Origin of the sequence: Mycobacteroides franklinii (assembly GCF_002013895.1) — a bacterium.
Classification (GTDB): Bacteria; Actinomycetota; Actinomycetes; order Mycobacteriales; family Mycobacteriaceae; genus Mycobacterium; species Mycobacterium franklinii.
On the sequence record NZ_MAFQ01000016.1, the window covers coordinates 71,914 to 98,644 of the forward strand.

Annotated in this window: 22 protein-coding genes and 4 pseudogenes; 18 read left to right on the forward strand and 8 right to left on the reverse strand. The window is 62.7% G+C overall.

Translation table 11 applies throughout. The features are described 5' to 3' along the window. The first annotated feature begins 7 nt into the window (after positions 1-7). The 8 genes and pseudogenes from B4393_RS23405 to B4393_RS28485 all read left to right on the forward strand — a co-directional run. Positions 8-1,594, forward strand: coding sequence for a glycosyltransferase family 87 protein (locus B4393_RS23405; RefSeq protein ID WP_078336206.1), 1,587 nt, complete (start codon positions 8-10; stop codon positions 1,592-1,594). Between the two features lie 242 nt (positions 1,595-1,836). After that, positions 1,837-2,127 (forward strand): 30S ribosomal protein S6, encoded by a 291-nt coding sequence (gene rpsF / locus B4393_RS23410; RefSeq protein WP_070937714.1) that lies wholly within the window; start codon positions 1,837-1,839, stop codon positions 2,125-2,127. A gap of 85 nt (positions 2,128-2,212) precedes the next feature. Continuing rightward, positions 2,213-2,716, forward strand: a complete 504-nt coding sequence (locus B4393_RS23415) for a single-stranded DNA-binding protein (protein ID WP_070937715.1) — start codon at positions 2,213-2,215, stop codon at positions 2,714-2,716. A gap of 44 nt (positions 2,717-2,760) precedes the next feature. Further along, on the forward strand, positions 2,761-3,015 hold the full coding sequence (gene rpsR, locus B4393_RS23420; RefSeq protein ID WP_005064619.1) for a 30S ribosomal protein S18: 255 nt from the start codon (positions 2,761-2,763) through the stop codon (positions 3,013-3,015). An 18-nt stretch (positions 3,016-3,033) separates the two neighbouring features. After that, positions 3,034-3,489 carry a 50S ribosomal protein L9 gene (gene rplI, locus B4393_RS23425; RefSeq protein WP_070937716.1) on the forward strand — a complete coding sequence of 152 codons (456 nt, stop codon included), beginning with the start codon at positions 3,034-3,036 and terminating at the stop codon, positions 3,487-3,489. Between the two features lie 450 nt (positions 3,490-3,939). Next, positions 3,940-6,564 carry a replicative DNA helicase gene (gene dnaB / locus B4393_RS23430; RefSeq protein ID WP_078336171.1) on the forward strand — a complete coding sequence of 875 codons (2,625 nt, stop codon included), beginning with the start codon at positions 3,940-3,942 and terminating at the stop codon, positions 6,562-6,564. Positions 6,565-6,649: 85 nt separating this feature from the next. Continuing rightward, positions 6,650-7,009: pseudogene (locus tag B4393_RS28200) on the forward strand (DUF6973 domain-containing protein); the annotation flags it as partial. A gap of 218 nt (positions 7,010-7,227) precedes the next feature. Further along, positions 7,228-7,437, forward strand: a pseudogene (locus B4393_RS28485) (TnsA-like heteromeric transposase endonuclease subunit); the annotation flags it as partial. A 94-nt stretch (positions 7,438-7,531) separates the two neighbouring features. On the opposite strand, the pseudogene B4393_RS23445 reads toward B4393_RS28485, so the two are convergent. The 3 genes and pseudogenes from B4393_RS23445 to B4393_RS23455 all read right to left on the reverse strand — a co-directional run bounded on the left by B4393_RS23445 (position 7,532) and on the right by B4393_RS23455 (position 10,253). Then, positions 7,532-8,388: pseudogene (locus B4393_RS23445) on the reverse strand (alpha/beta fold hydrolase). 258 nt (positions 8,389-8,646) lie between these two features. After that, entirely contained in the window at positions 8,647-9,639 is a 993-nt protein-coding gene (locus B4393_RS23450) for an NADP-dependent oxidoreductase (protein WP_078336172.1), read from the reverse strand. Continuing rightward, positions 9,636-10,253: a TetR/AcrR family transcriptional regulator gene (locus B4393_RS23455; protein ID WP_078336173.1), complete on the reverse strand. Its 618-nt coding sequence runs from the start codon at positions 10,251-10,253 to the stop codon at positions 9,636-9,638. The genes B4393_RS23450 and B4393_RS23455 overlap by 4 nt, the downstream gene beginning before the upstream one ends. Before the next feature lie 171 nt (positions 10,254-10,424). On the opposite strand from B4393_RS23455, the gene B4393_RS23460 reads away from it, so the two are divergent. Beyond that, positions 10,425-11,312, forward strand: a complete 888-nt coding sequence (locus B4393_RS23460) for an alpha/beta fold hydrolase (RefSeq protein ID WP_078336174.1) — start codon at positions 10,425-10,427, stop codon at positions 11,310-11,312. Between the two features lie 1,021 nt (positions 11,313-12,333). Here B4393_RS23460 and B4393_RS28490 read toward each other — a convergent pair. Further along, a pseudogene (locus B4393_RS28490) lies at positions 12,334-12,441 on the reverse strand (Hsp20/alpha crystallin family protein); the annotation flags it as partial. Between the two features lie 263 nt (positions 12,442-12,704). Then, positions 12,705-12,833, reverse strand: a complete 129-nt coding sequence (locus B4393_RS28315) for a hypothetical protein (protein ID WP_269087572.1) — start codon at positions 12,831-12,833, stop codon at positions 12,705-12,707. A gap of 907 nt (positions 12,834-13,740) precedes the next feature. On the opposite strand from B4393_RS28315, the gene B4393_RS23475 reads away from it, so the two are divergent. Next, positions 13,741-14,202, forward strand: a complete 462-nt coding sequence (locus tag B4393_RS23475; protein WP_078336175.1) for an SRPBCC domain-containing protein — start codon at positions 13,741-13,743, stop codon at positions 14,200-14,202. A 66-nt stretch (positions 14,203-14,268) separates the two neighbouring features. Here the strand turns inward: B4393_RS23475 and B4393_RS23480 are convergent, their stop codons facing one another. Further along, positions 14,269-14,550, reverse strand: coding sequence for a hypothetical protein (locus B4393_RS23480; RefSeq protein ID WP_236743235.1), 282 nt, complete (start codon positions 14,548-14,550; stop codon positions 14,269-14,271). Between the two features lie 161 nt (positions 14,551-14,711). After that, on the reverse strand, positions 14,712-15,329 hold the full coding sequence (locus tag B4393_RS23485; protein WP_078336176.1) for a TetR/AcrR family transcriptional regulator: 618 nt from the start codon (positions 15,327-15,329) through the stop codon (positions 14,712-14,714). 340 nt (positions 15,330-15,669) lie between these two features. Here B4393_RS23485 and B4393_RS23490 point away from each other — a divergent pair, with 340 nt between their 5' ends. The 8 genes from B4393_RS23490 (at position 15,670) to B4393_RS28205 (ending at position 25,803) form a co-directional block, all read left to right on the forward strand. Further along, positions 15,670-16,803, forward strand: a complete 1,134-nt coding sequence (locus B4393_RS23490) for a VOC family protein (RefSeq protein WP_413816165.1) — start codon at positions 15,670-15,672, stop codon at positions 16,801-16,803. Beyond that, positions 16,800-17,738: a fumarylacetoacetate hydrolase family protein gene (locus B4393_RS23495; RefSeq protein WP_078336178.1), complete on the forward strand. Its 939-nt coding sequence runs from the start codon at positions 16,800-16,802 to the stop codon at positions 17,736-17,738. The genes B4393_RS23490 and B4393_RS23495 overlap by 4 nt, the downstream gene beginning before the upstream one ends. After that, complete coding sequence (locus B4393_RS23500; protein ID WP_078336179.1) at positions 17,735-19,621, forward strand: acyl-CoA synthetase; 1,887 nt, start codon at positions 17,735-17,737, stop codon at positions 19,619-19,621. The genes B4393_RS23495 and B4393_RS23500 overlap by 4 nt, the downstream gene beginning before the upstream one ends. Positions 19,622-19,653: 32 nt before the next feature. Further along, on the forward strand, positions 19,654-21,234 hold the full coding sequence (gene mhpA / locus B4393_RS23505) for a bifunctional 3-(3-hydroxy-phenyl)propionate/3-hydroxycinnamic acid hydroxylase MhpA (RefSeq protein WP_078336207.1): 1,581 nt from the start codon (positions 19,654-19,656) through the stop codon (positions 21,232-21,234). 37 nt (positions 21,235-21,271) lie between these two features. Continuing rightward, entirely contained in the window at positions 21,272-21,733 is a 462-nt protein-coding gene (locus tag B4393_RS23510) for an MmpS family transport accessory protein (protein ID WP_078336180.1), read from the forward strand. Next, entirely contained in the window at positions 21,730-24,669 is a 2,940-nt protein-coding gene (locus tag B4393_RS23515) for an MMPL/RND family transporter (RefSeq protein ID WP_078336208.1), read from the forward strand. The genes B4393_RS23510 and B4393_RS23515 overlap by 4 nt, the downstream gene beginning before the upstream one ends. Before the next feature lie 95 nt (positions 24,670-24,764). After that, on the forward strand, positions 24,765-24,890 hold the full coding sequence (locus B4393_RS28320; protein WP_269087573.1) for a hypothetical protein: 126 nt from the start codon (positions 24,765-24,767) through the stop codon (positions 24,888-24,890). Between the two features lie 73 nt (positions 24,891-24,963). Then, positions 24,964-25,803 (forward strand): tyrosine-type recombinase/integrase, encoded by an 840-nt coding sequence (locus tag B4393_RS28205; protein ID WP_236743236.1) that lies wholly within the window; start codon positions 24,964-24,966, stop codon positions 25,801-25,803. A gap of 123 nt (positions 25,804-25,926) precedes the next feature. On the opposite strand, the gene B4393_RS23525 is transcribed toward B4393_RS28205, so the two are convergent. Then, positions 25,927-26,670, reverse strand: a complete 744-nt coding sequence (locus tag B4393_RS23525; protein ID WP_078336181.1) for an SDR family NAD(P)-dependent oxidoreductase — start codon at positions 26,668-26,670, stop codon at positions 25,927-25,929. Positions 26,671-26,731: the final 61 nt, after the last annotated feature.

Sequence of the window (26,731 nt, forward strand, 5' to 3'; positions counted from 1 at the left end):
TGCGACGGTGTCGCCCGAGGAGCTGGCGGATGATCTGCGCAGCGCCGACGATCGCGATTTCCCCAGTCGCACCGACGCGATGGGTGTTGAGCTGTCCGAGGTCGTGGGCGGACCATTGGGCCGGCATGCACTGGTCGGTCGGCAGCCGTTCTGGACGCCGCTACGGGTGGTGTTCATCATCGCGCTGGGGTTCCTCATCCTGGGATGGACCAGCAAGGCGCCCTGTCTGCAGCAGAGCGGGACCGGCAACGGCGCTGCGCGCGTGGCCAATTGGGACAACAACCGCGCCTACTACCAGCTGTGCTATTCGGACACCGTGCCGCTGTATGGCGCAGAACTGCTGAACCAGGGCCGCTTCCCGTACAAGTCGAGTTGGCTGGAAACCGATTCGGGCGGGCACCAGAAGATCCAGTACGACGGCACCCCGGCGGTTCGGTACATGGAGTACCCGGTGGTCACCGGGGTGTACCAGTACACCGCGATGGCGCTGGCCAAGACCTACACGCAGGCCAGCGATCGACTCGGGCTGCCCATTGTGGCCGAGGTGGTGATGTTCTTCGACATCGTGGCCTTTGGGCTGGCGTTGGCTTGGTTGGTAACCATTTGGGCCAGTGCAGGATTGAGCCCGCGCACCCGTCCGTGGGATGTGGTGATGATTGCCGCGTCCCCGATCGTGATATTCCAGATCTTCACGAATTTCGATGCTCTCGCAACGGCTTTCAGTATGACGGCGCTGTGGGCGTGGGCACGCAAGAAGCCGTGGCTCGCGGGTGTGCTGATTGGGCTGGGCGTGGCCGCCAAGCTCTATCCGATGCTGCTGTTGCTCCCGCTGCTGTTGGTGAGCCTGCGCAGCGGCAAAATGCACGAGTTCGCCAAGACCGCGGCGGCCGCGGCGGGCAGTTGGGTTGTGGTGAACGCGCCGGTGGCGATGCTGTTCCCACGCGGTTGGGGAGAGTTCTTCCGGCTCAACACCCGTCGCGGCGACGATATGGACTCGCTCTACAACGTCTTCAAGTCCTTCACCGGGTGGCAGGGCTTCGACGGTCCGCTGGGCTTCTGGGAGCCGCCGGTCATTCTCAACGCGGTATCGGCAGTGCTGTTCGGGCTCTGTTGTCTGGGCATCGGATATGTGGCGCTGACGGCGCCGCGGCGCCCGCGGGTAGCGCAGTTGGCCTTCCTGGTCGTGGCCGTCTTTCTGTTGACCAACAAGGTGTGGAGTCCGCAGTTCTCCCTGTGGCTGGTGCCGCTGGCGGTGGTGGCGCTGCCGCATCGCCGAATTCTGTTGGCGTGGATGACCGTCGATGCGCTGGTGTGGATACCGCGGATGTACTACCTGCTGGGCGTGGAGAACAAGGGGCTGCCCGAACAGTGGTTCACCGGCACGGTCTTGGTGCGCGATATCGCGGTGATCGGACTGTGTGTGCTGGTGCTGCGCCAGATCTATCACCCCAGCGAGGACTTGGTGCGCGCCCACGGTGACCACACTGACGATCCGGCGGGTGGGCCGTGCGATGGGGCGCCCGACGCCCCTCCCGAATGGCTGCCTGCCTGGTTGCGCCCGCGTAAGCCCGCGCCGCATATCGCTCGCGCGTAGCCCCGGCACCACGACCTTGCTCCGTGCCGACACGCCGTGTTCAGGCGGATTTGCGCGGCGTGTTCTCACCACGAGCGGGTGTGTCGAGGGAGGGCAGGCGCACGTCGGTGGATCTAGCCGGTAAGCACGATTTCGCCGGTCAGGGGGCTGTGCGGTAGCCTTGGCCGGTTGCCGACGCAGGCGACTCTCCTGCCACGGATACGCCGTGGCCGCACAAGACCATAGGAGGTGATGAGTTTCTCATGCGTCAGTACGAAATCATGGTCATTCTCGACCCCACCCTTGACGAGCGCACCGTAGCTCCGTCCCTGGATACGTTCCTGAACGTCATCCGCGGTGACGGCGGAACCGTCTCGAAGGTGGAGGTTTGGGGCAAGCGCCGTCTTGCTTACGAGATCGCTAAGCACACCGAGGGCATCTACGCGGTGATCGACGTGGTCGCTGCTCCGGCCACCGTGTCCGAGCTGGATCGTCAGCTTGGCCTGAACGAGTCCGTGTTGCGGACCAAGGTCCTGCGTACCGGAGCCCGCTGACGATCTCCGGGAGGGTCCTACGGGAGTCAGTGGACTTCCGTAGGCTGCCGGTTAACTAAGCCGCTGACATCTACGAGGAGGAACCGTGGCAGGTGACACCACCATCACGGTCGTCGGAAACTTGACCGCCGATCCGGAACTGCGATTCACACCGTCCGGGGCTGCCGTCGCCAACTTCACTGTGGCGTCGACTCCCCGCATCTTCGACCGACAGAGTTCGGAGTGGAAAGACGGTGAGGCGCTGTTCCTGCGGTGCAATATCTGGCGTGAGGCCGCCGAAAATGTGGCCGAAAGCCTTACTCGTGGTTCCCGTGTCATCGTGACCGGCCGTCTCAAGCAGCGCTCCTTCGAAACCCGCGAGGGCGAGAAGCGCACCGTGATGGAGGTCGAGGTCGACGAGATCGGCCCGTCTCTGCGGTACGCGACCGCCAAGGTCAACAAGGCCTCACGTGGTGGGGGCGGCGGCGGTTTCGGTGGTGGCGGCGGTGGCGGCGGGGCTTCCCGGTCCAGCGAGCCTGCCGACGATCCGTGGGGCAGTGCCCCGGCCTCCGGTTCCACTACGGCTGCCGACGACGAACCGCCCTTCTGATCTGGGCGACACAACTTATCTAGCTAGAAAGAAAGAGATTCACCATGGCCAAGACGACTAAGCGCCGTCCTGCCCCGGAAAAGCCGGTCAAGACGCGCAAGTGCGCCTTCTGCACCAAGAAGGCGCTGAATATCGACTACAAGGACACCAACCTGCTGCGCACGTACATCAGTGAGCGCGGCAAGATTCGTGCCCGCCGGGTCACCGGTAACTGCGTTCAGCACCAGCGCGACATCGCGATCGCGGTGAAGAACGCCCGCGAGGTTGCCCTGCTGCCGTTCAGCTCGGCGACGCGGTAGGGACCGGAGGGATATCTGATGAAGCTGATTCTGACGACCGAGGTCGAGCACCTCGGCACTGCCGGTGACACCGTCGAGGTCAAGGACGGTTACGGACGTAACTACCTGCTGCCGCGCGGACTGGCGATTGTCGCCACCCGTGGTGCCGAGCGCCAGGCGACGGATATCCGTCGTGCCCGCGAGGCCAAGGAGATCCGTGGCGTCGAGCACGCTCACGAGATCAAGCAGGCCATCGAGGGGTTGGGCGCCGTCAAGCTGACGGTGCGGACCGCAGGCGAAGGCAAGCTGTTCGGTTCGGTGACCGCCGCTGACGTGGTGGGCGCCATCAAGGCCGCCGGTGGCCCGAACCTGGACAAGCGGACCGTCACCCTGCCGAAGGCACACATCAAGAAGGTCGGTTCGTACGCGCTGGACGTGCACCTGCACACCGGTGTGGCAACCAAGGTCACTGTGGATGTAGTCGCCGAAGGCTGATCGATCCGAAATACTGCCGGGTCAACGGCGCCGCGGATTTCCGCGGCGCCGTTGCCGTATCTACTGGCGAATGTATTGTACGCGTGTGCCAGTCCAGCGAAGCTACCTCTAGTTCACCTAGAGGGTTGATCGGGGTAACAGAACACGCCCGAACACGCAACCTGCGGCGACACGCCGGATGGATTCCCATCCACAGTCCTGTCAAGTAGTTCACGGGCTTTCAACAGGGAAAAGTGCAGGACTGTAGGTAGCTATCCCCAGGTTTTCCCCAACCCCCTAACACCGCGTTGGACAGTAGTCCACACCCCATGCCCAGGCTCATCCACAGGGCAGCTTGGCAGGGTGCCCAGCAACATCTAACGTCTACCGCGGCGCGCAGGGTGAACCGTACATGTCGGACCTTGACGCGATCATGTGTTCGACTTGATGTGAATAGGAGGACCGCGCGCCGTGGCGATAGTCGACGATCTGGGCCAGTCCGGTCCGGTTGCCCCTCCGGAGGAGGAGTTCGGCCGCCAACCACCGCAGGATGTGGCCGCCGAACAGTCCGTACTGGGTGGGATGCTGCTGTCCAAGGACGCCATCGCTGACGTTCTGGAGAAGCTGCGGCCACACGACTTCTATCGACCCAACCACCAGAGCGTGTACGAGGCCGTTCTGGACCTGTACGGCAGGGGAGAGCCCGCCGATGCGGTGACCGTGGCTGCCGAGCTGGACCGGCGCGGGCAGCTGCGCCGCGTGGGCGGTGCGCCCTATCTGCACACGCTGATTTCCACGGTGCCGACCGCCGCCAACGCTGGGTACTACGCGGGCATCGTGGCCGAGAAGGCGCTGTTGCGCCGGCTCGTGGAGGCCGGCACCCGAGTGGTGCAGTACGGGTACGCCGGAGCCGAGGGCGCCGATGTGGCCGAGGTGGTGGATCGGGCGCAGGCCGAGGTGTACGACGTCACCGACCGGCGGATGTCGGAAGATTACGTGCCGCTGGAAGAGCTGCTGCAGCCCACGATGGATGAGATCGATGCGATCGCATCGGCCGGCGGCATCTCCAAGGGTGTGCCAACGGGGTTCACCGATCTGGATGAGATCACCAATGGGCTGCACCCGGGACAGATGATCATCGTGGCGGCGCGACCCGGTGTGGGTAAGGCGCTGGCGCTGGACACGCCGCTGCCGACGCCGACCGGATGGACCACGATGGGCCAGGTCCGGGTCGGCGACGAGCTGTTGGACGCCGACGGCAGGCCGACCCGTGTTGTCGCCGCGACCGAGGTGATGACCGAGCGGCCTTGCTACGAGGTCGAGTTCTCCGACGGCACGGTGATCGTGGCCGACGAGCAGCACCAGTGGCTGACCGAGACACGTGCGTCACGCAAGTCCGCGCAGGCGGCCGCGGCGGGATACAACCGGACCCGGAATCAGCGCACGTTTGCAGAAGTGCGGACCACACGCGAGATGGGCGAGACCTTGCGGTGCGAGACGGCGGATCGACGCCTGAATCACTCGGTGGTCAACGCCAAGCCGGTTCAGCTGCCGGCGCGCGATCTTCTCGTGGGCCCGTACACACTGGGTGCCTGGCTCGGCGATGGGACGAGTGCCTCGGCTCAGATTACGTGCGCCGATCCGGAGATCGTGATGCATATCGAGGCCGAAGGCATCGAGGCGCACAGCTCGCCGTCGGCGAAGTACCGGTATCAGTTGGTGCTCCCGGGAGCTCCCGTCGCGGAGCGCAACTGCGTTGTGTGTGGTCAGTCGTTTGTCCCGAAGTCCGCCCAGGTGCGCACGTGCGGGCAATCGTGTGGTGGGCGTGCGCGGTTTGTCTCGGAACCCGCTGCCGCGCCCACCTGTGTCCGGTGCGGGCACGCATCCGCTGGCGGGCAGCTCTGCCAGCTCTGCCACCGCTCCGTCGGTACTCTGCAGGCGCGCCTGCGGACCATTGGGGTGTTGGGCGACAAGCACATTCCGATCGATTACCTACGGGCATCTGAGTCGCAGCGGCGAGCGGTGCTTGCCGGACTGCTGGATACCGACGGCACCGTTACCGCCGGGGGGTCTGTGCAGTTTTCGGTTACCAGTGCACGCCTGGCGGCAGATGTGGCTGAGCTGGTGGTGAGCCTGGGCTATCGCTGCCAAACCTCGACCAAGCAGGTGCGGGGTCGCAGCGAGTCCTCGTCAATCGCATACACATTGACGTTCGCATGCGAGGACGAAGTGTTCGCGCTGCCGCGGAAGGCATTGCTGCACAAAGAACGTCGGGCGGGTAAGGGAACCGCGCGCTCCGGCTCACGGTTCGTTGTTGATGTACGTCCGATCGAGAGTGTGCCGGTGCGCTGCGTCGAGGTCGACAACGATGAGCATCTATACTTGGCCAGCCGGTCGATGGTGCCTACGCACAACTCGACCCTTGGTTTGGATTTCATGCGGTCGTGCTCGATCAAGCATCAGCTGCCCAGCGTCATCTTCTCGCTGGAAATGAGCAAGACCGAGATCGTCATGCGATTGCTCTCGGCAGAAGCGAAAATCAAACTGGGCGATATGCGTTCGGGCCGGATGAGCGATGACGACTGGACGCGGCTGGCGCGGCGGATGAGCGAGATCAGTGAGGCGCCGCTCTACATCGATGACTCCCCGAACCTGACGATGATGGAGATCCGCGCCAAGGCACGGCGGCTCAACCAGAAGGCCGGGCTCAAGCTGGTGGTGGTGGACTACCTGCAGCTGATGACCTCCGGTAAGAAGCACGAATCGCGCCAGCAGGAGGTTTCGGAGTTCTCCCGAAATCTGAAGCTACTGGCCAAGGAGCTCGAGGTTCCGGTCATTGCGATCAGTCAGCTGAACCGCGGTCCCGAGCAGCGCACCGACAAGCGGCCGCAGGTCTCGGATCTTCGTGAATCGGGCTCGCTGGAGCAGGATGCCGACATGGTCATCCTGTTGCATCGCCCGGATGCGTTCGAGCGGGACGATCCGCGCGGCGGTGAGGCCGACCTGATCCTCGGTAAGCACCGTAACGGCCCAACGGCGACGATTACCGTGGCGCACCAGCTGCATCTGTCGCGCTTCACGAATATGGCGAGGTAGCCGAAAGTCGTTTGTAAGATCCCGAGTTTCGTGTCATATTCCCAAGTTCGATGTCATGCGGTTGTCGTTTATGACACGAATTTAGGGGCCACCGCGGCAGCAGCCTAACCACCAAGGCGGTGTTAACCAGCCACCGCTGGATCAGAACAACGGGATCTCCACCTACAACACGGGCGCTCAAGGTGTGCCCCAACAACCGGGTCAGCAGGGCGCACAGCAAGCCGATCAGGGGCTGCAGCCGCAGCAGGGGAGTCAGATACCCGACTATAAGACCGCGACGCCCTACACGCAGGGTCCTGGCCGTGCGAACCCTGACTATCAAGGGCCGCAACAGAACTCGCCTCAGCAGCCTCAAACAGGCAACCAGCAGCAGCCACAGGCACAGGCGCCCACCCAGACCCAGGCGCCTAACCAGGATCAAGACAACAGCGATCAGCAGCAACGATGCAAAGACGGTTCGATGCCGGGGCAACCTCTCAGTTTGTCGTTATCGGGCCTGGATAAACTGCCGCCACAGATTGCATCGATGATGTAGCAGGCGATTCAAATGTGGCAATCCACCGGTCGCGAACATCACAAGCCAATCCGATTCAAAGCAAGATCAGAGCGGGAGCTCTACGAGCACATCGGTCTCCGTGGTGGACAATCCATGGATCATCCTGCATGGTCGCAATTTTTCCAGGCCTGTGGTGGTTTTCACGCACCGGCGTTCACCTCGGCCATGAGTCATGGCGGGAGCGTGATCAGTTGATGGATCTGGATGCTGACCCGGACGTGATTGGCGTTATTTCACAACCATTTTGGGAGAAATTCGACCATTCGGGTGCTGAGTACGCGACAGTTGGCTGGATTTACTGCCGTGTGGGTTTGCTGGTGGTGATCACCTCGTCCATCGAGGTGATCACCAAACCAGGGTCGATTGTTGACGCTGCTCATTCAGCGCGAAATAGGCGCACGGCGCGCCCGGTTAGTCGGCGAGGAACTCGGCGGCGACGGGGGCGAATTCCTTGTGGTACTGGAAGATCCCGCCGTGACCGGAGTTGGGGTAGATGAGCAGTTGGCTGCCCTGGATGCGGTTATGCAGGTCTTGTGACAGGGCGGTGGGGACCATTCGGTCGTGGTCGCCGTTTGCTATCAGCGTCGGCTGTGTGAACGTCGACAGGTCTGAGGGAGCGGAGCGGCCGAACTTCTGGATCGCCTTCAACTGGGTCTGCAGTGCCTTGATGCGGATCTCTTGGTCCCGGTCGGTGGTGCGTTCATGGAGCCGCTTGATGAATGCTTTCCCCGCGGCCTTTCCGGCGGCGTCGCGGTTGAAGAAGAGGAATTCTTTCGGGTCCGACCTGGTCAATGTCGCGCGCAGGATGTCCCAGTAGGTCACGCCGGCGACCTTGTCGATGTCCTTTCCGCCACGTGGTCCGGTCCCGGTCAGGACAAGTTTGCGGACCAGGGCGGGATGTTTGACGATCAGGTCCTGGGCGATCATGCCGCCCATCGAGAAGGAGAAGATGTCGATGGTCTCGTATCCGAGTGCCGCGATGAATTCGTAGGCGTGATCGGCGGCTTCTTCTAGGGTGTTGGGCACCTGTCCGGTGGAGGCGCCGACGCCGCGCTGGTTGAACGCGATGACATGTCGCTTCTGTGCGATGGGGTCGATGATGCGGGGGTCCCAGTTGTCGAGGGTCGCCGCGAGGTGCACGAAGAAGACAACGGGACTCCCTTGGGGCCTAGTTCGCGGTAGGCGTAGCTTGTGTCGCCGACGGCGACGGTGCGCGTTCGGGCCTGCGCGTAGGAGGTGATGATGGTCTCGTTGCTGTTGTTGCTCATGGAGAACTCCTTGGGATGTGGTGGCGTGGTCGAACAATGCGTCGGTGTCGGCTGTCGTGGTTACTGATACGAGTGCCGGCTGAGTTCGGCTGAGGTTGTCGCACCGGTAGCGTTGTTTCAGGTGTCTGGCGGTGAGAGAGCAGTCGTCGGCTTTCATGACCTTCTGGGGATCGCCGATGAGTTTCGGCGCGCGGCGAGAAGTCCGATTCCCCGACCGGCGCGCGACCAGGACGGACGGTCGGTGATCTGCCGAAATCGTCATCGGCTCACCACGATCTTGCCGTTAGCTTTGCCCTGCTCGACGTAGGCCATGGCGTCCAGCGTCTCTGCGAACGGGAAGGTCCGGTCCAGGACAGGTCGCAGGGTGCCCGCGTCGTAGAGCGCCCCGAGCATCGCGAGCTGCGGACCGCTAGCCCGCATGAAAAAGAATGAGTAACGCACGCCCAGCTTGCGTGCTTGACGGCGGATCTTGCGGCTGAGAACGGCCATAACGGGCTTAAGGACCGGCTGCCGGAGTTGATCGGCGAAGGCCGGGTCCGGCGGTCCGACGACGCTGATCGCAAGACCGCCTGGCTGCAGCACGGTCAATGACTTCTCCAGACTCGCCAGACCTAGGGAGTCCAGCACGACGTCGTACCCGGACAGGACCTGGGCGAATTCCCGGGCCCTGAAGTCGATGACCTCGTCGGCACCCAGGGCCCGGACCTTGTCGATGTCCTTGGCGCTCGCAGTAGTGGCGACATACGCGCCGAGGTGCTTGGCGACCTGGATGGCTGTGGAGCCCAATCCGCCTGCGCCGGCGTGGACCAGGACCTTCTGCCCCGGTTGAACATCGGCTAGCTCGGCCAGGGCCTGCCACGCGGCGAGCGCGACGAGGGGCACTGCGGCCGCTTCCTCAAACGACAGGGAGGCGGGTTTGAGGGCGATGTCGTCAGCATCGACGGCTACCTGTTCGGCAAAGGCGCCGATACGCAGGTCTCGCGGCCGGGCGTAGACCTCATCACCCGCCTTGAAGCCGCGGACCTCGGCGCCGACCTTGGTGATCACGCCGGACAGGTCATGGCCGAGGATGAAAGGCCGCTTGTACCTGATGAGCTGCTTGAACTCCCCGTTGCGGACCATCTTGTCGAGCGGATTGATACTAGCGGCCCGGACGTCTATCAGAACGTCGCGAGGTCCAACGCTCGGCGTCGGGACATCAGCAGCCCGGAGCCCATCGGGGCCGTAATGAGTGACGACGAAGGCCTTCATTCTGTTTCCTGTCGGATCGTTGGGCGTACGGGATTTCGTGAAGCGCCGGCAAGGGTCATGGCGTTGCTGAACGCCGCCGCAAGGATGCGGTCGGACAGCGCGGTATCGGTGACCGCGCGGGCGGCCTGGAGCGAGCCGACGAGCAAGGAGAACAAGCCAATCGCACGCTCGTTGGTCCGCTGCGGGTCGCCGTCGTCGAGGTGGCGGGCAATCGCCTCGATCATCGAACTGGCGCCATCGGTGTAGGCCTCCCGGATCGTGACATCGCACCGCCCGATCTCATCCAGCAGTGCCGCGGAGGGGCAGCCACCAGCGAGATCGTGGCGGTGTGCGGGGGAGAGGTACTCCCGGAGGAACGCCTCGACCGAGTCAAGGCCTGCCGGCAGCGAGTTCACAACGGCGACCTGGTCCTCGAGCTGTTGCGCGACGACGGTAGCGACCAGGTCGTCCTTCGAAGAGAAGTGGCCGTAGAAGGCGCCGTTGGTCAGGCCGGCGTCGGCGACCAGCGCCGCGATGCCGGAGCCGTCGATTCCGTCGCTTTTGAACCTGCGTCCGGCGGACTCGATCATCCGGCGCCGGGTCGCTTCCTTGTGTTCCGGGCCGTATCTCACCATGACGCGGATCTCCTTACTGGGCTTGTCAACACCATAGCATTATGATCATAATATAACAGCCGTGCCGCAAAGGAAATCGGACCATTTCACGGCAGCGCCTGCCGATCAGCTTGACGTGCGGTCCTGCGCGTGCCCGCCCAACCCCGCAGCACCCTGACGAAAGAAGGAGTCATGGCTACCTGGAAGACCGCGCCCACCAAGACAATTGACGTCGACGGCACCTCGTTCACCTACCGCGAGCTGGGCAGGCCCGTCGGCGTGCCGGTAGTGTTCCTGCACCACCTGACTGCCGTCCTCGACGACTGGGATCCGCGCGTCCTGGATGGCGTCGCCGCTCATCACCATGTGATCGCGTTCGATAACCGGGGGGTGGGGGCTACCGCCGGACGTGTGCCGACCGACATCGAGCAGATGGGCGCCGACGCGATCGCGTTCATCCGTGCGCTGGGGTACGAGCAGGTAGACCTGATCGGTTTCTCGCTCGGTGGTGGCGTGGCTCAGATGATTGCCCTCCAGGCTCCTGACCTTGTACGCCGCATGGTGCTCGCGGGCACCGGCCCGCGCGGCGGCGGGGGAATCTGGAAGATGCCATTCATCGTCGGTGGCGCCTACACCAAGGCGTTCCTGTCCCGAAAGGACCCACGCCACTTCCTGTTTTTCCCTCGTACCACGAAGGGCAAAGAGGCGGCCAACGCCTACCTCGAGCGGCTCGCGGAGCGCACGTCGGATCTGGACAAGCCGATATCTTCACAGGCCGGCCTCGCGCAGGTGCGAGCAATCACCAGCGCGGGACTGCACCCCGCCGACGACCTGTCACAGATCAAAATCCCGGTCTTCGTCGCCAACGGCGACCATGACCTGATGGTCGCCAGCGAGCACTCCAAGGACATGGCCGCTCGGCTGCCCGACTCCCGCCTCCGGATCTACCCCAACTCCGGTCACGGTGGCGTCTTTCAGTACCACCATGAGTTCGTACCGGAGGTTCTGGACTTCCTGGCTCCGCGCCCGCACCGTCCTGAGGTCGCTGCGATCAGTGGACTCGATCTTCCGCGGAACTGACCGACCCACTGGACCGTCCGCAATGAACGTCAACAACGGTTCAACGGCTCGTCGGTACGCCTCGGCGCTGATTCGACGGCAGTCGCCTGGTCTAAGCATTCCGAGAGTTCTACGAGATTCAGGCCATGGTGACGTTGCAACCAGCCGCCGGTAGGTACATCGTCGAAGAATTCGTCCAAGGCCATCGGCATGGACGCCGGCTACACGAAGTTTTGACAACGCCGTGCACCGGCGCTCCGGCTTCCGCCTTGCCGAGCAGTCACCGCTAGAGCATGTCACAGCAATCACCACGCCCTTGTATCGGTGATGGTGGTGCCGGGCAGCGCCTCGGGGAACTGTTGCCTGGGTGTGGCGTTAGCGTGTGCAGATCGTCCAGATGTGGGCGCAGACGACGACGCCCAAGTGGTGTGGTCCTTTCGGGACGGGCTGGCCCGGCACGGTTGGATAGCTGTATCACCACCTCGCTTTCACCTGATCGTGATCGGAATAGCTTGTGGGCGTGTGGATCTTGTTGGCGGAGGGCTGCGCTGCATCGGGTCGACTCGCCGGACTGGTTCACTGTGTTGTCGCGGCGATGGTGAGACCGACCAGCTTGCCAGGGCCCGCGAAGGGCGCACCCGACCGCTGGTGGCGCCGGCCGCTGGCACCGGTGAGCTTCGGCGGCGCCGAGTATGGCGTCGACTTCAGCGATCAGCGCTATCACCCCTGTGGCGTCGTCCAGATGTGGCCAGCACCTCTGACTCGGCCGGGCTTGGCGGTGCCGGCGCCACCATCATCACGCTCTGCGTCATTGCTCACCTCCTTTGTGGTGTCAACGGGGCCGACCATCCAGGTTTTGAGATGCGGTCTATTGCAATATGCATTTCGCTGCAGCCCAGGTGTCTACTTAGGGCATCGGGATGATTGAGCCGAGGATGGATCGCTGGCATGAGCCCCGCCGGCATCGGGGCGGCACGTGAGGCCTCGGCCTAGCTAGTGGAACACGAACACAGTCAGGCGCTGACCGGTTCCTTGATCGCACCACCGCGTCGCCCTCTTCGGTGATCACCGTGGTGTCATCGATCGCCATGGCGGCGGCCGGGCGATCCACGGCGATTTTGCGGGGTTTGGCTTTCTCGGCTACCGGGATCAGCCGGCACTGATCGCTAGGCATGGGCGGTGTTCAACGAATCGTCGACGCATATGACCATTGAGACCGGCAATGTGCGGCCACATCTTTCCAGGGAGCTGGCACAGCGTGTGAGTCTCAGATCACCTGGGGCACAGACGATCGGACGTGCGTAGCCGCAGCGCGATATCGCTGCACCGAACTCGCGGCTTCCTGGGTTGCCGGAAATCGAAGGTGCAGTGTATCGATCAGGTGGTGCGCCTCGTAGAGATCCTTGCGTAACCTCACGACCCGTTGACGCCGATGTGGTAGCGCCGCTCGGCGGCGGCTACTGCTGCAGAGACCTCCTCGACATGATCGTGGAGCGAGGCCAGCAGTATCCGAGCCTGTGCTGCAGAGACCTCTTCAAGCACCCCTACATACTTTCACCTCATGTGGTGGATGGTGACACCACATGAGGTGTGCTCGCCGCGGAATCAGTTGAACCACATGGGACTTTATATCCCAATCGGCGGGTTGGATCGGCTGAAATCGATGTCCAGAGCATCGCGCAGACCTGACAGGCCGTCTCGTACACCGATACTGACGCCTCGACCTTCTGGGCAATGCGGGGATACTGAATCTGTACCCGCAAGGGGATCGAGGAGCGCAGGATGTATCGAGCTTTAGAGTAAATCCGCGGCGGCCAGAGACAGAGCCCTGCGCCATGCCCAAGCCGTTCAGCGTGAGTTGTTGCGGGCGCGATGATCACGAACCGGCAGGGCAGTCGTGCGGGTGTCAGATGGTGAGTGGCCGAGCATCCTCCCCAGCGAGACTCGCTGGAGTCGACAGTGCTGAGATTGGATAGGCTTGGGGATGGTCAGGGCCGGTACCTGGGCGTTTGTCCATTTACATGGCCGAACGCTGCGAGTAGCTTTCCCGGCATGATTATCAGTACTGCCAGTACTAGTAACGCGGGGCATCGGTCGCGGCGGTCTGGGCATGGCAGGGGAAAGTTACGGCGCGGACAGCTGCTGCTCCAAATGGGTCGGCGTGCAGTAAAAGGATATGAGCGCGACGATCTCGGCTCGTCGCGATGCTGGCAGGTCGAATCCAGGCGCTCGCACAGAGCCTTATGCGCGGTCGAGAGTGTGAGTGGTAGCTCAAATGGGCGAACGGTCACTCCCGTGGCGAGAGTTTCCGCCGCGGCAATGGGGCTGCCGGGAACGTGCCTGTTGAGCAGCACGGGCACACCGCAGTTGTGGGGCACTGGATCCGGACGTCTGCGGCACGTATCCGGCCAAGCAGTGTTGACCGGGTGAGCGGGTAAGGAGGTTTCGGATGGGTACTGTGCAACGGAGCTTTCCGTTTCTGCCTCAACATGTTTGGGATCTGATGTTCGATCCCGACATGTGGTCGGTCAACACACAAGGATTCACTCCTACCGTGGGCCGGCGGTTCGTGATCAAAGACCCGGCGGTGCTGGGCACGCGATTTACTGGATGTTTCGAATGCGTCGTCAGTGATGTGCAGCCGTGCCAGCGGCTGGAGTTCGCAGTGCAGGCCCTGACATGGTCAGGACCTCCCACCGCCCTGATCGACACCTTCGAGTTCGTGGAACTGCCCGGAGAGACCCACTGCACATTCACCGTCTGTGGCGCCGACAGGAACGATCCCGCAGAGCGGCTGCTGGAGCACATCATCACCGAGAGCATCCACTGGGGTTTCCACTACATCAACAGAAAGTTGGAGCGCCAAACACGCCGACTGCCCAGTGTTTTTGGCCTGCCCGGTCTGTCATAAAGCTACCTGCGGACCCTCGATGGGCTTCGGTTTGCGATTGGTCCAAAGGCTTTTCCCAGAGCTGGGCTAGCCGGTGACTCGGCCTCGAATATCGGCGGCCTGGATATCGACGGTTTGGGGGCCGTTGCCGGTGACAAGCCCGAGCGCGGGGTTGGGCAGCAGGAACAGCGAGGTCGGCACAGCCGCGGCGATCACGGTGAAACCGGCCTCACCTAGTGCCTGGTCGACGAAGTACTCCAGGCGGGTGAGCTCGCCGGGAATGTTCACATATCCGTAGTCGAGCATGCCGGTTTCGCCGCTGGTGCTGACCGTGGTGACCTCGGCGGCTTGGAATGGATTATCGGGCACCGCATAGGTTTGTTCATTCTCATCGATGCGAAAGTTAGTTGATGTCAGTGCAATTGGGGCATGACAGATCAGCGAGATATACACCTGGTTTTCCCGCGCGATCGCGAGTTGGAAGTAGTGGCAGCAGATCTCGATGCAGTCAAAGCTGGCTCGGAAGTCTGTTAAGTCGTCGTCAAGACGTGAGGTGGCGTCGCGGGTAAGGGCATTGCCGCGATGTCGCGGGCTTCATCCGGGGTAATCCCTAAGGCGCGTAACACGAGTTCGGCCGTTGCTGACCCGGCTTCGCGCCACGTCTGGTGGCCTTCCAGCACCATCCACATTGAGCTGATCGTGGCCCCCTGGACTAGTGATGCCACGCTGTCAACGGTGAGATCGCCCAGTGAATAGCGGCCTGAAGCGATGCCGGAATCGATGTCACGCTGCGGCTGGCCGGTCATCCACGTGCGTAAGGTTTCCTGGCTGAGGCCGAACTTGACGGCAAACCGGCCCATCAGTGGGTTCTCGTGCGCGTACCGCACCCACATGCGTACCCCGATGGCCAGTCGTGTCGCCGAATCGTCGATCCCGTCGAACGTCGCCGCCACTCGCTGATGCAGATCCGTACTGATGGCGCTGACCACACGGTCAAACAGTCCGTCGATCGAGCCCAGGTTCCGGTACAGGGTGCCGCGTGCCAGGTTGGCCTCTTGCGCGAGCTCGCTGATGGTGATCTGCGTGGTGCCCTTCTCGACGAAGAGTCGCATGGCAGCGGTGTAGATGCGGTTGTCGGTCGTCGTCATTGAGCCGCTCCTCACCGCCGTGCGGGTTTACACCGCCGTTCAATGACGAACTCTACCAGCGTAAATTGCACAGATCTCTGACGTGGTGAACAGATGTGTTCCACGGGCTGAATACGCTTCATTATTTCTGCTGGCCAGTGCCATAGATGAGGACTGGTTGGCGCGACGCCTGGCTGCGTCAACCACAACTAGACACAAGGACAGTCTTGATCTGAATTGAACAATACTGTTCAATCAGTTACGTTGTTGTTGAGGCGTGGCCCACGGTGACGGATGGAAAGGCTCGGCAATGAGCTCAGAATCGGCAGTAGCCGGCGACCCGATGTCTGACCGTGTCCCCGTGAGCAGCAGCACCTCCGGTGCACACGCCGCCCTGCACAGCTCCGAGGGCGCCCGCAGCGGTGAGCATCCCGGCCGATCGCGTAACCCGCTGATCAAGGTCACCGACGTCGCCTGGCTGGAATTCGACAAACCTGATCTGGCCCGTGCTGAAGCTTTTGCTCACGCGTTCGGCTTGGCCACGGCGATGCGCACTGACACCGAATTGCACTTGCGTGGCAGCGATCCCAACGCTCCCTGCGTACTCATCCGGCGCGGCACGCAAACCCGCTTCCGCGGAATGGCATTCGCCGTCGGCGACGACGCCGACCTGGTGCGCCTGGCCAACGCGACCGGCTCGCGGGTGACGCCGCTACCGGAATCGATGGGCGGCCTGGGCGTGCAATTGACCGATCCAAGTGGCATCCCGGTCCGTGTAGTGGCCACGACACGGCCGGCGCGCCCGCTGCCGAGGCAGGCACCCCACCTCCTCAACGTTGGCGACCGCCTTAAGCGGATCAATGTGACGCAGCGGCCGCCGCGAGTACCCTCCACGGTCCAACGTCTGGGTCACGTCGTTCTGCAAAGCACGAAATACCGTGCGGCACTGAATTGGTACCTCGACACCCTCGGCATGATCGTCAGCGATTTCCTGTACTTTCCCGGCCAGCGCGATCGGGGCCCGATCATGAGCTTTATACGCTGCGACCGCGGCTCGATCCCGAGCGACCATCACACCCTCGCGTTGGCGCTGGGGCCAGCCAACCGCTATGTGCACTCGGCCTACCAGGTCAGCGATCTCGACGCCCTCGCCGCCGGCGGCGAATACCTCAAAGCGCACGGCTACCAACGTTCCTGGGGTATCGGGCGGCACGTCCAGGGCAGCCAGATCTTCGACTACTGGCGTGACCCCGACGGGTTCATGGTCGAACATTTCACCGACGGCGACATGTTCGACAACACCCTCGAACCCGGATGGGCCCAGTTCGGCGCCTCGGGCCTGGCGCAGTGGGGGCCGCCCGCCACGGCCGATTTCCTCGGCACCAGTGCCCGCCACATGCGGCGCGAGGTACGCGAACTGCTGACCGCTGTGCGTAGCAATAACGAATTCGATGTCCACCGCCTCACCGGCTTACTGAAAGCGGCCAAGTCATGACCATTTCCGTTCTGCGCACCGCTGACGCCTGGTGGGTGCACACCCCAAACGGGGCAGCAAAGATAGTCACCGACGCCACCACCACCGGTGACCTGCTGACCGACCGTGCCGCCATCGAGGCCGCGACGAACGACACCGAGACGGTGCCGGTCGACACCCTCGCACTGATCTCACCGGTTACCGCACCGTGCCGGGTCGTGGCCCAGATGACCAACTTCGCCTCGCACGTCAAAGATTCCGGCATGGACCCGGACACGATCCCGTTGACCTTCTTCCGCAAATCCTCGGCATCGATCACCGGCCCCTTCGCCAACATCGTCAAACCCGGCCACGTCAAGCTGCTGGACTACGAAGTCGAAATCGGTCTGGTCATCGGGACCGACATCCCGGCAGGCACCCGCATTGACGACAATGACCTCGCCCACTACGTGGGCGGGCTGGTGGTCACCAACGATGTGTCCGCCCGCGACATTCAGCTGTCCCAAACCCAGTTCTACGAAGCTAAGTCGTACCCGACCTTCACCCCGGTCGGCCCGGCCTTGGTCTTGTTGACCCCCTCTGAACTCGAGCGCTTCGGCGATCTTCGCCTGCAGCTGCGCGTCAATGGCCAACTGCGCCAGAACATGCTTGTTGGTGATGACATGATCTACACGCCACGACAGGCTCTGCAAGCACTGACCCGCTTCCAGGACCTCAGCGCCGGCGATCTCCTATTGACCGGAACACCGGTGGGTACCGCACTGAGCGCGCCGCCCAAGCCGATCCAGATCATCGCGTCCCTGTTGCCGCCCGCGGTGAAATGGAAGGCCTTCTTCAAACGTCAAGCCGGTAACCCGAGGTACCTGCATGACGGAGACGTCATCGAAGCAACCGCGGCTCTCGACGACGGCAGCATCAAGCTGGGCACGCAGACTAACACGGTGCGCTACGCATGAGCCCGAACCAGTTGTGGCCCAACTATGCCCGCCCGGATGATCTTCGCATCATCGAATCGATACCTTTGGCCCATCGCGGCCTGCCCCCTTCTACCTACGCGCTGCTCGCACGTGCCGGACAGATCTGGCCCGACCGGATCGCGGTCAGCGTACTGCCTGATGGTGAACGTTGGCAGCAGCCTGCCCGCCGCACCTTTGGGCACCTGCTACATGATGTCCACCAAGTGGCAAACCTCTTGGGCGACATCGGTGTTCAGCGCACCGATACCGTCGCTCTGATCGCACCGAACTGCGACGACCTGATCACCGCGACACTGGCGGCACAGCTGGCTGGTATCGCAGCCCCGATCAACGGTGCACTCTCACCCGACCACATTGGTGAACTCATCCGCCGCTCCGGCGCCCGCGTCCTGATCACCGCCGACCCTGATCTCGATGCCACCGCGTGGACTATCGCCGAAGGCCTCGTCGCGGATGGTCTCATCGACACCGTCCTCCTTATCACCGCGGCAGGCACCCCTGCCGCCACACGTGCGCATTTCCTGCCAGGCGCGAAAGTGGACTACCTCATGGGTCGGGCCGCCGACTACGACAGCGACCAATTCCATGGTGCCGCACCACAATCCGACGATCTGGCAGCACTATTTCACACCGGTGGAACCACCGGCGCCCCCAAGCTGGCCGCCCACACCCACGCCAACGAAGTCATCAACGCCTGGATGATCGCGGCCAACACCGTGCTTGACGAGACCGCCGTGCTATTCGCCGCGTTGCCGCTATTCCATGTCAACGCACTCGTGGTAACCACCCTGGCTCCACTGCTGCGTGGGCAACACGTCCTGTGGGCAGGACCACGGGGCTACCGGGACATGGCGCTGTACAGCAACTTCTGGAAAATCGTTGAGCGCTATCGGATAACCGCGATGAGCGCCGTCCCCACGGTGTACGCCGTCCTCGCGCAAATCCCGATCGATGCGGACATCTCCGACATGAAGCTCGCCGTGGTGGGCGCCGCAGCATTGCCCGCCGCGGTCCGCAACGACTTTCAGACACACACCGGGATTCCCCTCGTTGAGGGATACGGCCTGACCGAAGCGACCTGCGCAAGCGCCCGCAGCTTCCCCGATCATCCCCGGCCCGGTGCGGCGGGCCAAAGACTGCCTTACCAACAGATCAAAGCCGTCCATATCGACGATGACGGTGCGTGGCATGACCTGCCGCGCGGCTCCGTTGGCATCTTGGCCATCCACGGGCCCACCGTGTTCCCCGGGTACGTCACGGGCCGTAGCGCCGATGGTTTCGTACTCGACGGCGACGGCAAACTGGTCGATGGCTGGCTCGACACCGGCGACCTGGCCTGGATCGATGACGACGATTTTGTCCATCTGTCCGGCCGTGCCAAAGACCTCATCATCCGCGGCGGGCACAATATCGACCCGGCAATGATCGAAGATGCCCTGCTCTCTCATCCCGACGTTATCGGCGCCGCTGCGGTTGGCCGCCCCGATATACACGCTGGCGAAGTACCGGTCGCCTACGTGACCGTACGACAGCACGCCACCGCTACCGCGGAGTCCTTACGGCAGTGGGCCGCTGACCGCGTCGCCGAGGCGGCCGCCGCACCCAAAGCGGTCATCGTGATCGACACCATCCCGATTACTGCCATCGGCAAACCGTACAAACTGCCGCTACGGGCCGATGCCGCCCGCCGCGCCGTCAACGACGCCATGACCGGCATCGACGGCATACGCGCCGTGACCGCCGACACCGAAGACGGAGCAACGGTCGTCACCGTCAACCTCGCTGCGGGAAGCCGCCATGCGATGGTCGAGGCGATTCTGGACCGGTACACCATCACATGGCGTCTGATCGAGGAGCACTGAACGCCATGCTCCGATCAGATCCGGCACCTGTCGTGAATACCTCAGCACAGCAGCCGTTTCCGGTTGTCATCGTGGGGGCTGGGCCGACCGGCCTGACTGCTGCCACGCTGTTAGCCCAGCACGGCGTACCGTGCCTGCTGCTTGATCGGTGGCCCACGGTGTATCCGCAGCCACGGGCCGTACATCTCGACGACGAGATCTACCGCATCTTGGTGCAGTTAGGTGTCGGCGAACAGTTCGCCGCCATCTCCCGTCCCGGCGCGGGAATGCGGCTGCTCGATCACCGTCGACGGGTGCTGAGCCAGATAGACCGCGTTCGGATCGGTATCCATGGATACCCGCAGGCCAATATGTTCGATCAGCCTCAATTGGAAGAGCTGCTGCGTGCCAACCTGGCGCGGTATCGGCAAGTCACAGTGCGAAGCGGTGTCGAAGTCACTGCAATCAGGCAACTTGGCAACAGCCAGGTGTGGGTGAGGTTCACAGACCGCGATAGCGGTAGTGAACACCGTGTGATGGCTGCCTATGTCTTGGGCTGTGATGGCGCCAACAGCGTGGTCCGCACCGTCATCGGATCCAGCATGACTGCATGGCCGTTCGCCCAGCGGTGGCTTGTGGTCGACATGTCCTCGGACGCCGACCTGCGCCAATGGGACGGCGTACACCACTTATGCGGTCCAGATCGTCCGGCCACGTTCATGCGGATCGGAAAACGCCGTTACCGTTGGGAATTCAAACTTCACCACGATGAGACGGCGGCAGACTTTGACACCACTGTGAAGCTGCAGCCGCTGCTCGCCCCATGGATAGGCAACGTCACGGCCAATGAACTCGAATTGGTTCGGGCCACCGAGTACGACTTCCGCGCCTGCGTTGCCGATCACTGGCGCAACGGCAATGTGTTCATTCTGGGCGATGCCGCCCACCTGACCCCACCATTTGTCGGCCAGGGCATGGGAGCGGGAATGAGGGATGCAGCCAACCTCGCCTGGAAATTAGCCGGGGTGCTGGGCGGCCAGTTGCCCGCGCGGGTGCTGGACACCTATGAAAAAGAACGAAAGCCTCACGCCTGGAAAACGATCGCCGTTGCGGTAGCCATCGGCATGGCCATGACCACTCGCAGCGCAGTGGGCGCTGCCATCTGCAAACTGCTGGTTCCCCGCCTACGTCACGTCCCGGGGGTGCGATCACGCATACGTCATTCGGGGTCGCCGCCGCTGACTCGGTCTGCGCTAGTGATCAAACCCCGACGCCCGCTGCAGCTAGCTGGCACCCAGATTCCGAATCTTGTTCTCAGCCAGGGCCAACGACTTGACACGGTCCTCGGGATGGGATTTGCAGTGGTCACCTGCGAAGCGGTGGATTGCGATCAACGAGCCCTGCTGGGTCGGTGCGGCGCCGACCTCATTATCGAACCGCGCCAATCCGAGTTGGGCCGTTGGCTGCGCCGCGGCCATGCCAAAGTGGCGCTGGTTCGGCCGGATCGCACTGTAATGCAGACAGGCCGACACCTTTCTGAACTAGTTAGTACGACACCATTACTGGCTCCTCCAGTCGGCTCACCGCGCACAGCGAAACCCCATGAAGCGCCGAGCGAAACGAGGATCCAATGATTGTCATTCATCGCGCCCCAGCGACAGGGTCTCGATCATGAGTCGACGCGAAGAAGCAAAAGGCCGAGCCGGCCGAGTGGTGGGCGCGTTGTGGATGCCCGTGGTGGCGCTGATCGTCATCGCGGTGGTGGGCTTCGGGGTGAATCGGATTCGAGAGAAGTCGCAGGCGATCAGCCACCCTCCGACTGCTCGTCCGATCCCGGCCACGGTGGTTCAGATCAATCCCAAGAATGTCACCTACGAGGTGTTCGGTGATCTCGGAAATAGCGGGAAGGTGGCCTATGCCAACCTCAATAGCGAACCCGTCAATGTCGTGCTGACCTCATTGCCGTGGTCGGTTTCGGAGACCACGATGTCGTCGGCGGTGTCGCTGAGCCTCGTCGCACAGGTCGACGGCAACACTGTGGGTTGCCGCATCCGGGTCAACGGAGAAGTGCGTGAGGAACAGGTCGTCAACCACGTCGGTGCCGCGGTTGCGTGCTCGGTGACGGCAGCATGACCGCGGGCCAGCAGCCGCCGGGTGATGACGCGGTCACGGGTCCGGTGCCGACTCAACGCCCGGTGAAGCACAAAACGCACAAGCATCCAGCCGCCGCACGCTGGCTTCGTGTGCTCGCGGTTCCGGTGGTGCTTTTCTGGGTCATTGCCGCCGCTGCTGTGACTATCTTTGTGCCCTCCCTGGAAGAAACCACCTCGGCTAACGCTAAAGCGATGATTCCGCGGGACGCGCCCTCGTCGGTTGCGGCCATCACTCAGGGGAAGGACTTCAAGGAATCCGACTACACCAGCGCTGCCGTCGTCGTGCTTGAGGCGCAGGGCCGCCAGCTCGGCGAACAGGACCGAAAGTATTACGGCGAGATGGTTCGTCGGCTTCGGGACGACAAAGAGCATGTGCAGTCACTGATGGACATGTGGGGCGATCCGGTCACCCGCTCGGGTCAGCAGAGCGCGGACGGTCAGGTGGCAACGCTGACGGTCCGGCCGACCGGCGATTTGGCTGATGCCGACTCGAACAGGTCGATTAAGGCCATTCGGGGCATCATCGAGAAACTCGACAATGAGAAACCCGAGGGACTCAAGGTCTACGTGAGCGGTCCGGCGCCTTTGGCCTCGGACATGCTGACCGCCGCCGACGAGAGCATGGTCACGCTGGAAATCGTCACCGTCGTGGTGATCATCGTCATGCTGCTGATCGCCTTCCGCTCCGTTACCCGGGCGATCATCCCGCTGTTCGGTGTGTTGATCACGCTCGCTACCGCGCGTGGCGTGATCTCGCTGCTGGTTGAGAATCACGTCATCGGGATCTCGTCCTTCGGGATGAATATGGCGGTGTCCCTGGTCCTGGGTGTTGCTACCGACTACGGCATCTTCTACCTGGGCCGCTTCGAGGAGGCCTTGCGGGCCGGGGAGGACCGCGAGTCGGCGTACTACACCTCGGTGCACAACGTGACCCACGTCGTCATCGGCTCGGGAGTAGCGATCTCGGGTGCGTGCCTGTGTCTGAGCCTGACCACGCTCGACTACTTCCGCACCCTGGGGCCGCCGTGTTTCGTGGCGATGGCCGTGTCGGTCATGGCGGCCCTCACGATGGGCCCGGCGCTGTTGACGCTGGGAAGCAAGATCCCCTGGCTGGGCGAGCCGGCCAAGGCCAGCCCCGTCTGGCGTAAGCTCGGCACTGCCACCGCCAAGTGGCCCGCCGCGATGATTGCGGTTGCGGCACTGGTGATTCCGCTGTGCATCGCCAACCTGGCCAACTACACGGTGAGCTACAACGACCGGGACTACGCACCGACTTCTGTGGAAGCATCTCAGGGTTACGCAGCGGCCGACCGGCATTTCCAGCCGAGCCAGCTCTCGATCGACACCCTGTACATCAAGGCCGACCACGACATGCGCAACACCACCGACATGATCAGCCTGGACCGGATTGCCAAGAATATCGTCCGCACACCGGGCATTTCGATGGTGCAGAGCATCACCCGGCCCAACGGCCGACCGCTGGAACACGCCTCGCTGCCCTATTCCATGGGTTCCATGGGCACCATGATCGGCCAGAATCTCGGATTCATGAAAGACCGGGTCGCCGATATCGACACCATGGCCGCTCGTATGGGCGACATGATCGCCTCGACCCAAAAGATGACGGACCTCACGCGACAGTTAGCCGAAGGCGCGCAGATCTCCACAGAGGCCGCCAAAGGGCTCAAAGAGGCAATGGAGACGATGCGGGACAAGATGGCCGACTTCGACGACTTCTTCCGGCCAGTGCGCAACTATCTGTATTGGGAACCGCACTGCTTCGACATCCCGATCTGCTGGGCCATGCGCTCGCTGAACGAGTCTCTCGACAGTATCGACGAAACGACGCAGTATCTAGGGCCGATGGTCGATGGTCTGACCAAGATTTCCACCGCCACCCCGCAGATGATCGCCCAACTCAACGCCATGGTGCAGAACATGACTGTCATGCAGCGGCTGACGCTGACCACGCAGAGCCTGATGCATGCGACCATCACCCAGCTTGAGCCGATGGTCAGCCCGATGGTCGACATGGCGCAGGCATTCGACAACGCCAAGAACGACGACTTCTTCTTCCTGCCCCCGGATTCCTTCAAAACCACGGAATTTCAGACTGGGTTGAAGTTCATGATGACGCCCGACGGTAGGGGCACCCGCATCATGATCTACCACCAGGGTGAAGCGATGAGCCCCGAGGGCATCGATCAGATCCAGCGCGCTGAGGCCGCCGCCCACGAAGCCATCAAGGGCACCTCCCTATCGGACGTACAGCTTCTCATGGCCGGCTCATCCTCAAATTTCCGTGATGTGCAAACGTTTTCCATGAACGACATCCTGACGATGATGTTGGCCACCTTCGGGTTGGTGTTCCTGATCGTCATGGTCATCACGCGAACGCTGGCCGGTTCGGTGATCGTGTTGATCACCGTGGTGCTGTCCTTCCTGGGCTCGCTGGGGCTGGCGGCTTTCATCTGGGAGACCCTGTTCGGCATCACCTTGCATTGGCTCACACTGCCCATCGCCTTCATCGTGCTCGTCGGCGTGGGCTGCGACTACAACCTGCTACTGCTGTCCCGATACCGCGAAGAGTTGTCGGCCGGTATCCGCACCGGCCTGATCCGGACTATCACCGGCTCCGGCAACGTCGCTGTCACTGCGGCGTTCGTGCTCGCCGGAACCATGCTGGCGATGCTCTCCAGCGACGTGGTCAACATCGGCCAAGCCGGAGCGACCATCTGCATCGGACTGGTCTTCGACATGATGATCGTCCGGCTATTGCTGGTGATGCCGTTAGCCAGTCTCCTCGGGCCCTGGTTCTGGTGGCCGCAGAAACTGCCCACGCCGAAGCGAGCCACCTTCAGAAATGAGCCGAGCTCCGGACCACAATCCATCAGCGAGGTCAGTCCACAGGCGTAGATCGAAGGCACTTAAACTCACTCAGGCTCGCATCCTCGGCCCTGTCGGTACCCCGAGTTATTGTGCGATCGTGGCTGGTTATCTACAGGCGCGCGATGAGGTCGACCACGATTTCTGCTGGGCTGCGGGCAGTTCCGGTGACCGTTCACGACACGCGGTCATGGACGGTGGTCGACGACTCGGGCCTGCCGCTCGGGGAGATTGGGCAGTTCCTGCGTTGAATGCGGGCCGTTGATCGATCACCGAATTCGGTGCGGTCATGCGCATTGCATTTGAGCTTGTTTTAACCGGTGGTTGTCGGCGCGTGGAATTACCTGGTACACCGTTTCGTTCGAGGGTCTGCATCCGCATACGTTGCGGCCCACGCATGCGACTGCACTAGCGAAGGCAGGCTGGACAGCGCCTGAGATCGCGGCTCGACTGGGTCAGTCGCATGCCTCCAGCGCCGATGTCTACATCCATCTGGCCGCGATGATCTGGCGGCCCGAATACGGGAGACCGAGCATTTGGTGTGGCAGCCGTTATCCGACCCACCCGGCGGCAAGCAGCGCTGATGGTCACCGGGGCTGGGGCACATCAGTCGCGGGCACGCGGTGCTACTCGATCGGATCGCCACCCTGCAGATTCCCCCTAGCCCTTGGACATTGGACATTGGACGTTTGGCCGGTCCGTGAAGCACCCGACGATTCGCGGAGGGCCACCCAGGAGCGCTGCGCGGTCGGCGAATGTGGCCGCGACGTCTACTGGTTGGGCAACGACATACCCGGTTCAGATCGTCCTCGCCCTGATCTGGGCTTGTGTTACGCGCACTATTTTCGGTGGTGGCGCAGCGGGAAAGATGCTGTGCCGGTGCGTGATTGGCTCCGCACCAACCCTGCCCCTATTGGCCGCCCTCGCGGACGCGCGGACGTTGACTACCTCGGTTTTCGGGGCCTGCCGCGAGTGGTGGCTCACAAGGTGATTGTGACGGATCCGTTGGTCTGTTGTCTCACAGTGGCGATGAGTGGTTGTTTCGTCTCCGGCAACGTTGGCGGAACACCGCTTTCGATAGGGTGTGCGCGCCTCGCCAAGCTGTTGGCGGCACTGGTTACGGCATCCAGCGATTGCGTGGAGCACTCCATTGCGACCGGGTGAGTCTGTTGCCCTAGCTGTTCGCTTGCTCCCTGGTGAACTGTTGGTCGGCTCCTCGCGTGTTTAGCAACCGCCGCTAGCAGCGGCTGGATCAGGCCCCACCGTCGGCTCAATGGTGGTGCGTGGTCAGACTGCGGTGGTGCCGCCGTCGGCGATCAATTCCATACCGTTGACGAAGCTCGAGTCGTTCGAGGCGAGGAACAAGGCGACCGTCGCTATCTCCTGGGGGCTGCCGTTTTTTCCCCGTGGGATCAACGCCTCCCTCGCGTCCATCGCGGCCTTGGTCTCGTCGTCGAACAGCTGCTCGTGTCCTGGCGTGACGACCTGGCCCGGGGTCAGCACGTTGACCCGGATTCTGCGGTCCTTCAACTCGGCTAACCACCCGCGGGCGTACGCATGTAGCGTTGCCTTGCTCGCGGCGTAGACACTCCAGGATGGGTAGCCCCTGACAGATGCGATTGACCCGGTCATGAAGATCGAGCCGCCATCGTTGAACAGTGGCAGCGCTTTTTGCACCGTGAACAGTGTGCCGCGGGCGTTGAGCCCGAACGTGGCGTCGAAGTGTTCCTCAGTGATCTGGCCAAGCCTGCCTTCTTCGGCTGTGCCGGCATTGGCCCACAACACGTCGATGGCGCCCTTCTCCCGCCTGACTACGTCGAACAAACGGTCCAGATCATCTAGATTCGCCGAATCAGCCTGCACGCCAGTCGCATTGCGGCCAATCAGCATGACGGCCTCATCGACCACTTCCTTCCGTCGGCCCGTGATGACAACGTGAGCGCCTTCCTGGACGAACAACCTGGCACCGGCAAGCGCCATACCACTGGAACCGCCGGTGATCACCGCCACCTTGCCGTCAAGCTTTCCCACAATGACTCCTGTGTTTGGTTGTGTAGCTGGGCATCTGGGCGACTCCTCCTTCGACCGGACC

Bases quoted from the DNA above. Each gene is read 5' to 3' on its own strand.
- rpsF (WP_070937714.1), top strand. From the start codon at position 1,837: ATGCGTCAGTACGAAATCATGGTCATTCTCGACCCCACCCTTGACGAG.
- rpsR (WP_005064619.1), top strand. From the start codon at position 2,761: ATGGCCAAGACGACTAAGCGCCGTCCTGCCCCGGAAAAGCCGGTCAAG.
- rplI (WP_070937716.1), top strand. From the start codon at position 3,034: ATGAAGCTGATTCTGACGACCGAGGTCGAGCACCTCGGCACTGCCGGT.
- B4393_RS23450 (WP_078336172.1), bottom strand. From the start codon at position 9,639: ATGAAGGCCTTCGTCGTCACTCATTACGGCCCCGATGGGCTCCGGGCT.
- B4393_RS23455 (WP_078336173.1), bottom strand. From the start codon at position 10,253: ATGGTGAGATACGGCCCGGAACACAAGGAAGCGACCCGGCGCCGGATG.
- B4393_RS23460 (WP_078336174.1), top strand. From the start codon at position 10,425: ATGGCTACCTGGAAGACCGCGCCCACCAAGACAATTGACGTCGACGGC.
- B4393_RS23475 (WP_078336175.1), top strand. From the start codon at position 13,741: ATGGGTACTGTGCAACGGAGCTTTCCGTTTCTGCCTCAACATGTTTGG.
- B4393_RS23485 (WP_078336176.1), bottom strand. From the start codon at position 15,329: ATGACGACGACCGACAACCGCATCTACACCGCTGCCATGCGACTCTTC.
- B4393_RS23495 (WP_078336178.1), top strand. From the start codon at position 16,800: ATGACCATTTCCGTTCTGCGCACCGCTGACGCCTGGTGGGTGCACACC.
- B4393_RS23500 (WP_078336179.1), top strand. From the start codon at position 17,735: ATGAGCCCGAACCAGTTGTGGCCCAACTATGCCCGCCCGGATGATCTT.
- B4393_RS23510 (WP_078336180.1), top strand. From the start codon at position 21,272: ATGAGTCGACGCGAAGAAGCAAAAGGCCGAGCCGGCCGAGTGGTGGGC.
- B4393_RS23515 (WP_078336208.1), top strand. From the start codon at position 21,730: ATGACCGCGGGCCAGCAGCCGCCGGGTGATGACGCGGTCACGGGTCCG.
- B4393_RS28320 (WP_269087573.1), top strand. From the start codon at position 24,765: ATGAGGTCGACCACGATTTCTGCTGGGCTGCGGGCAGTTCCGGTGACC.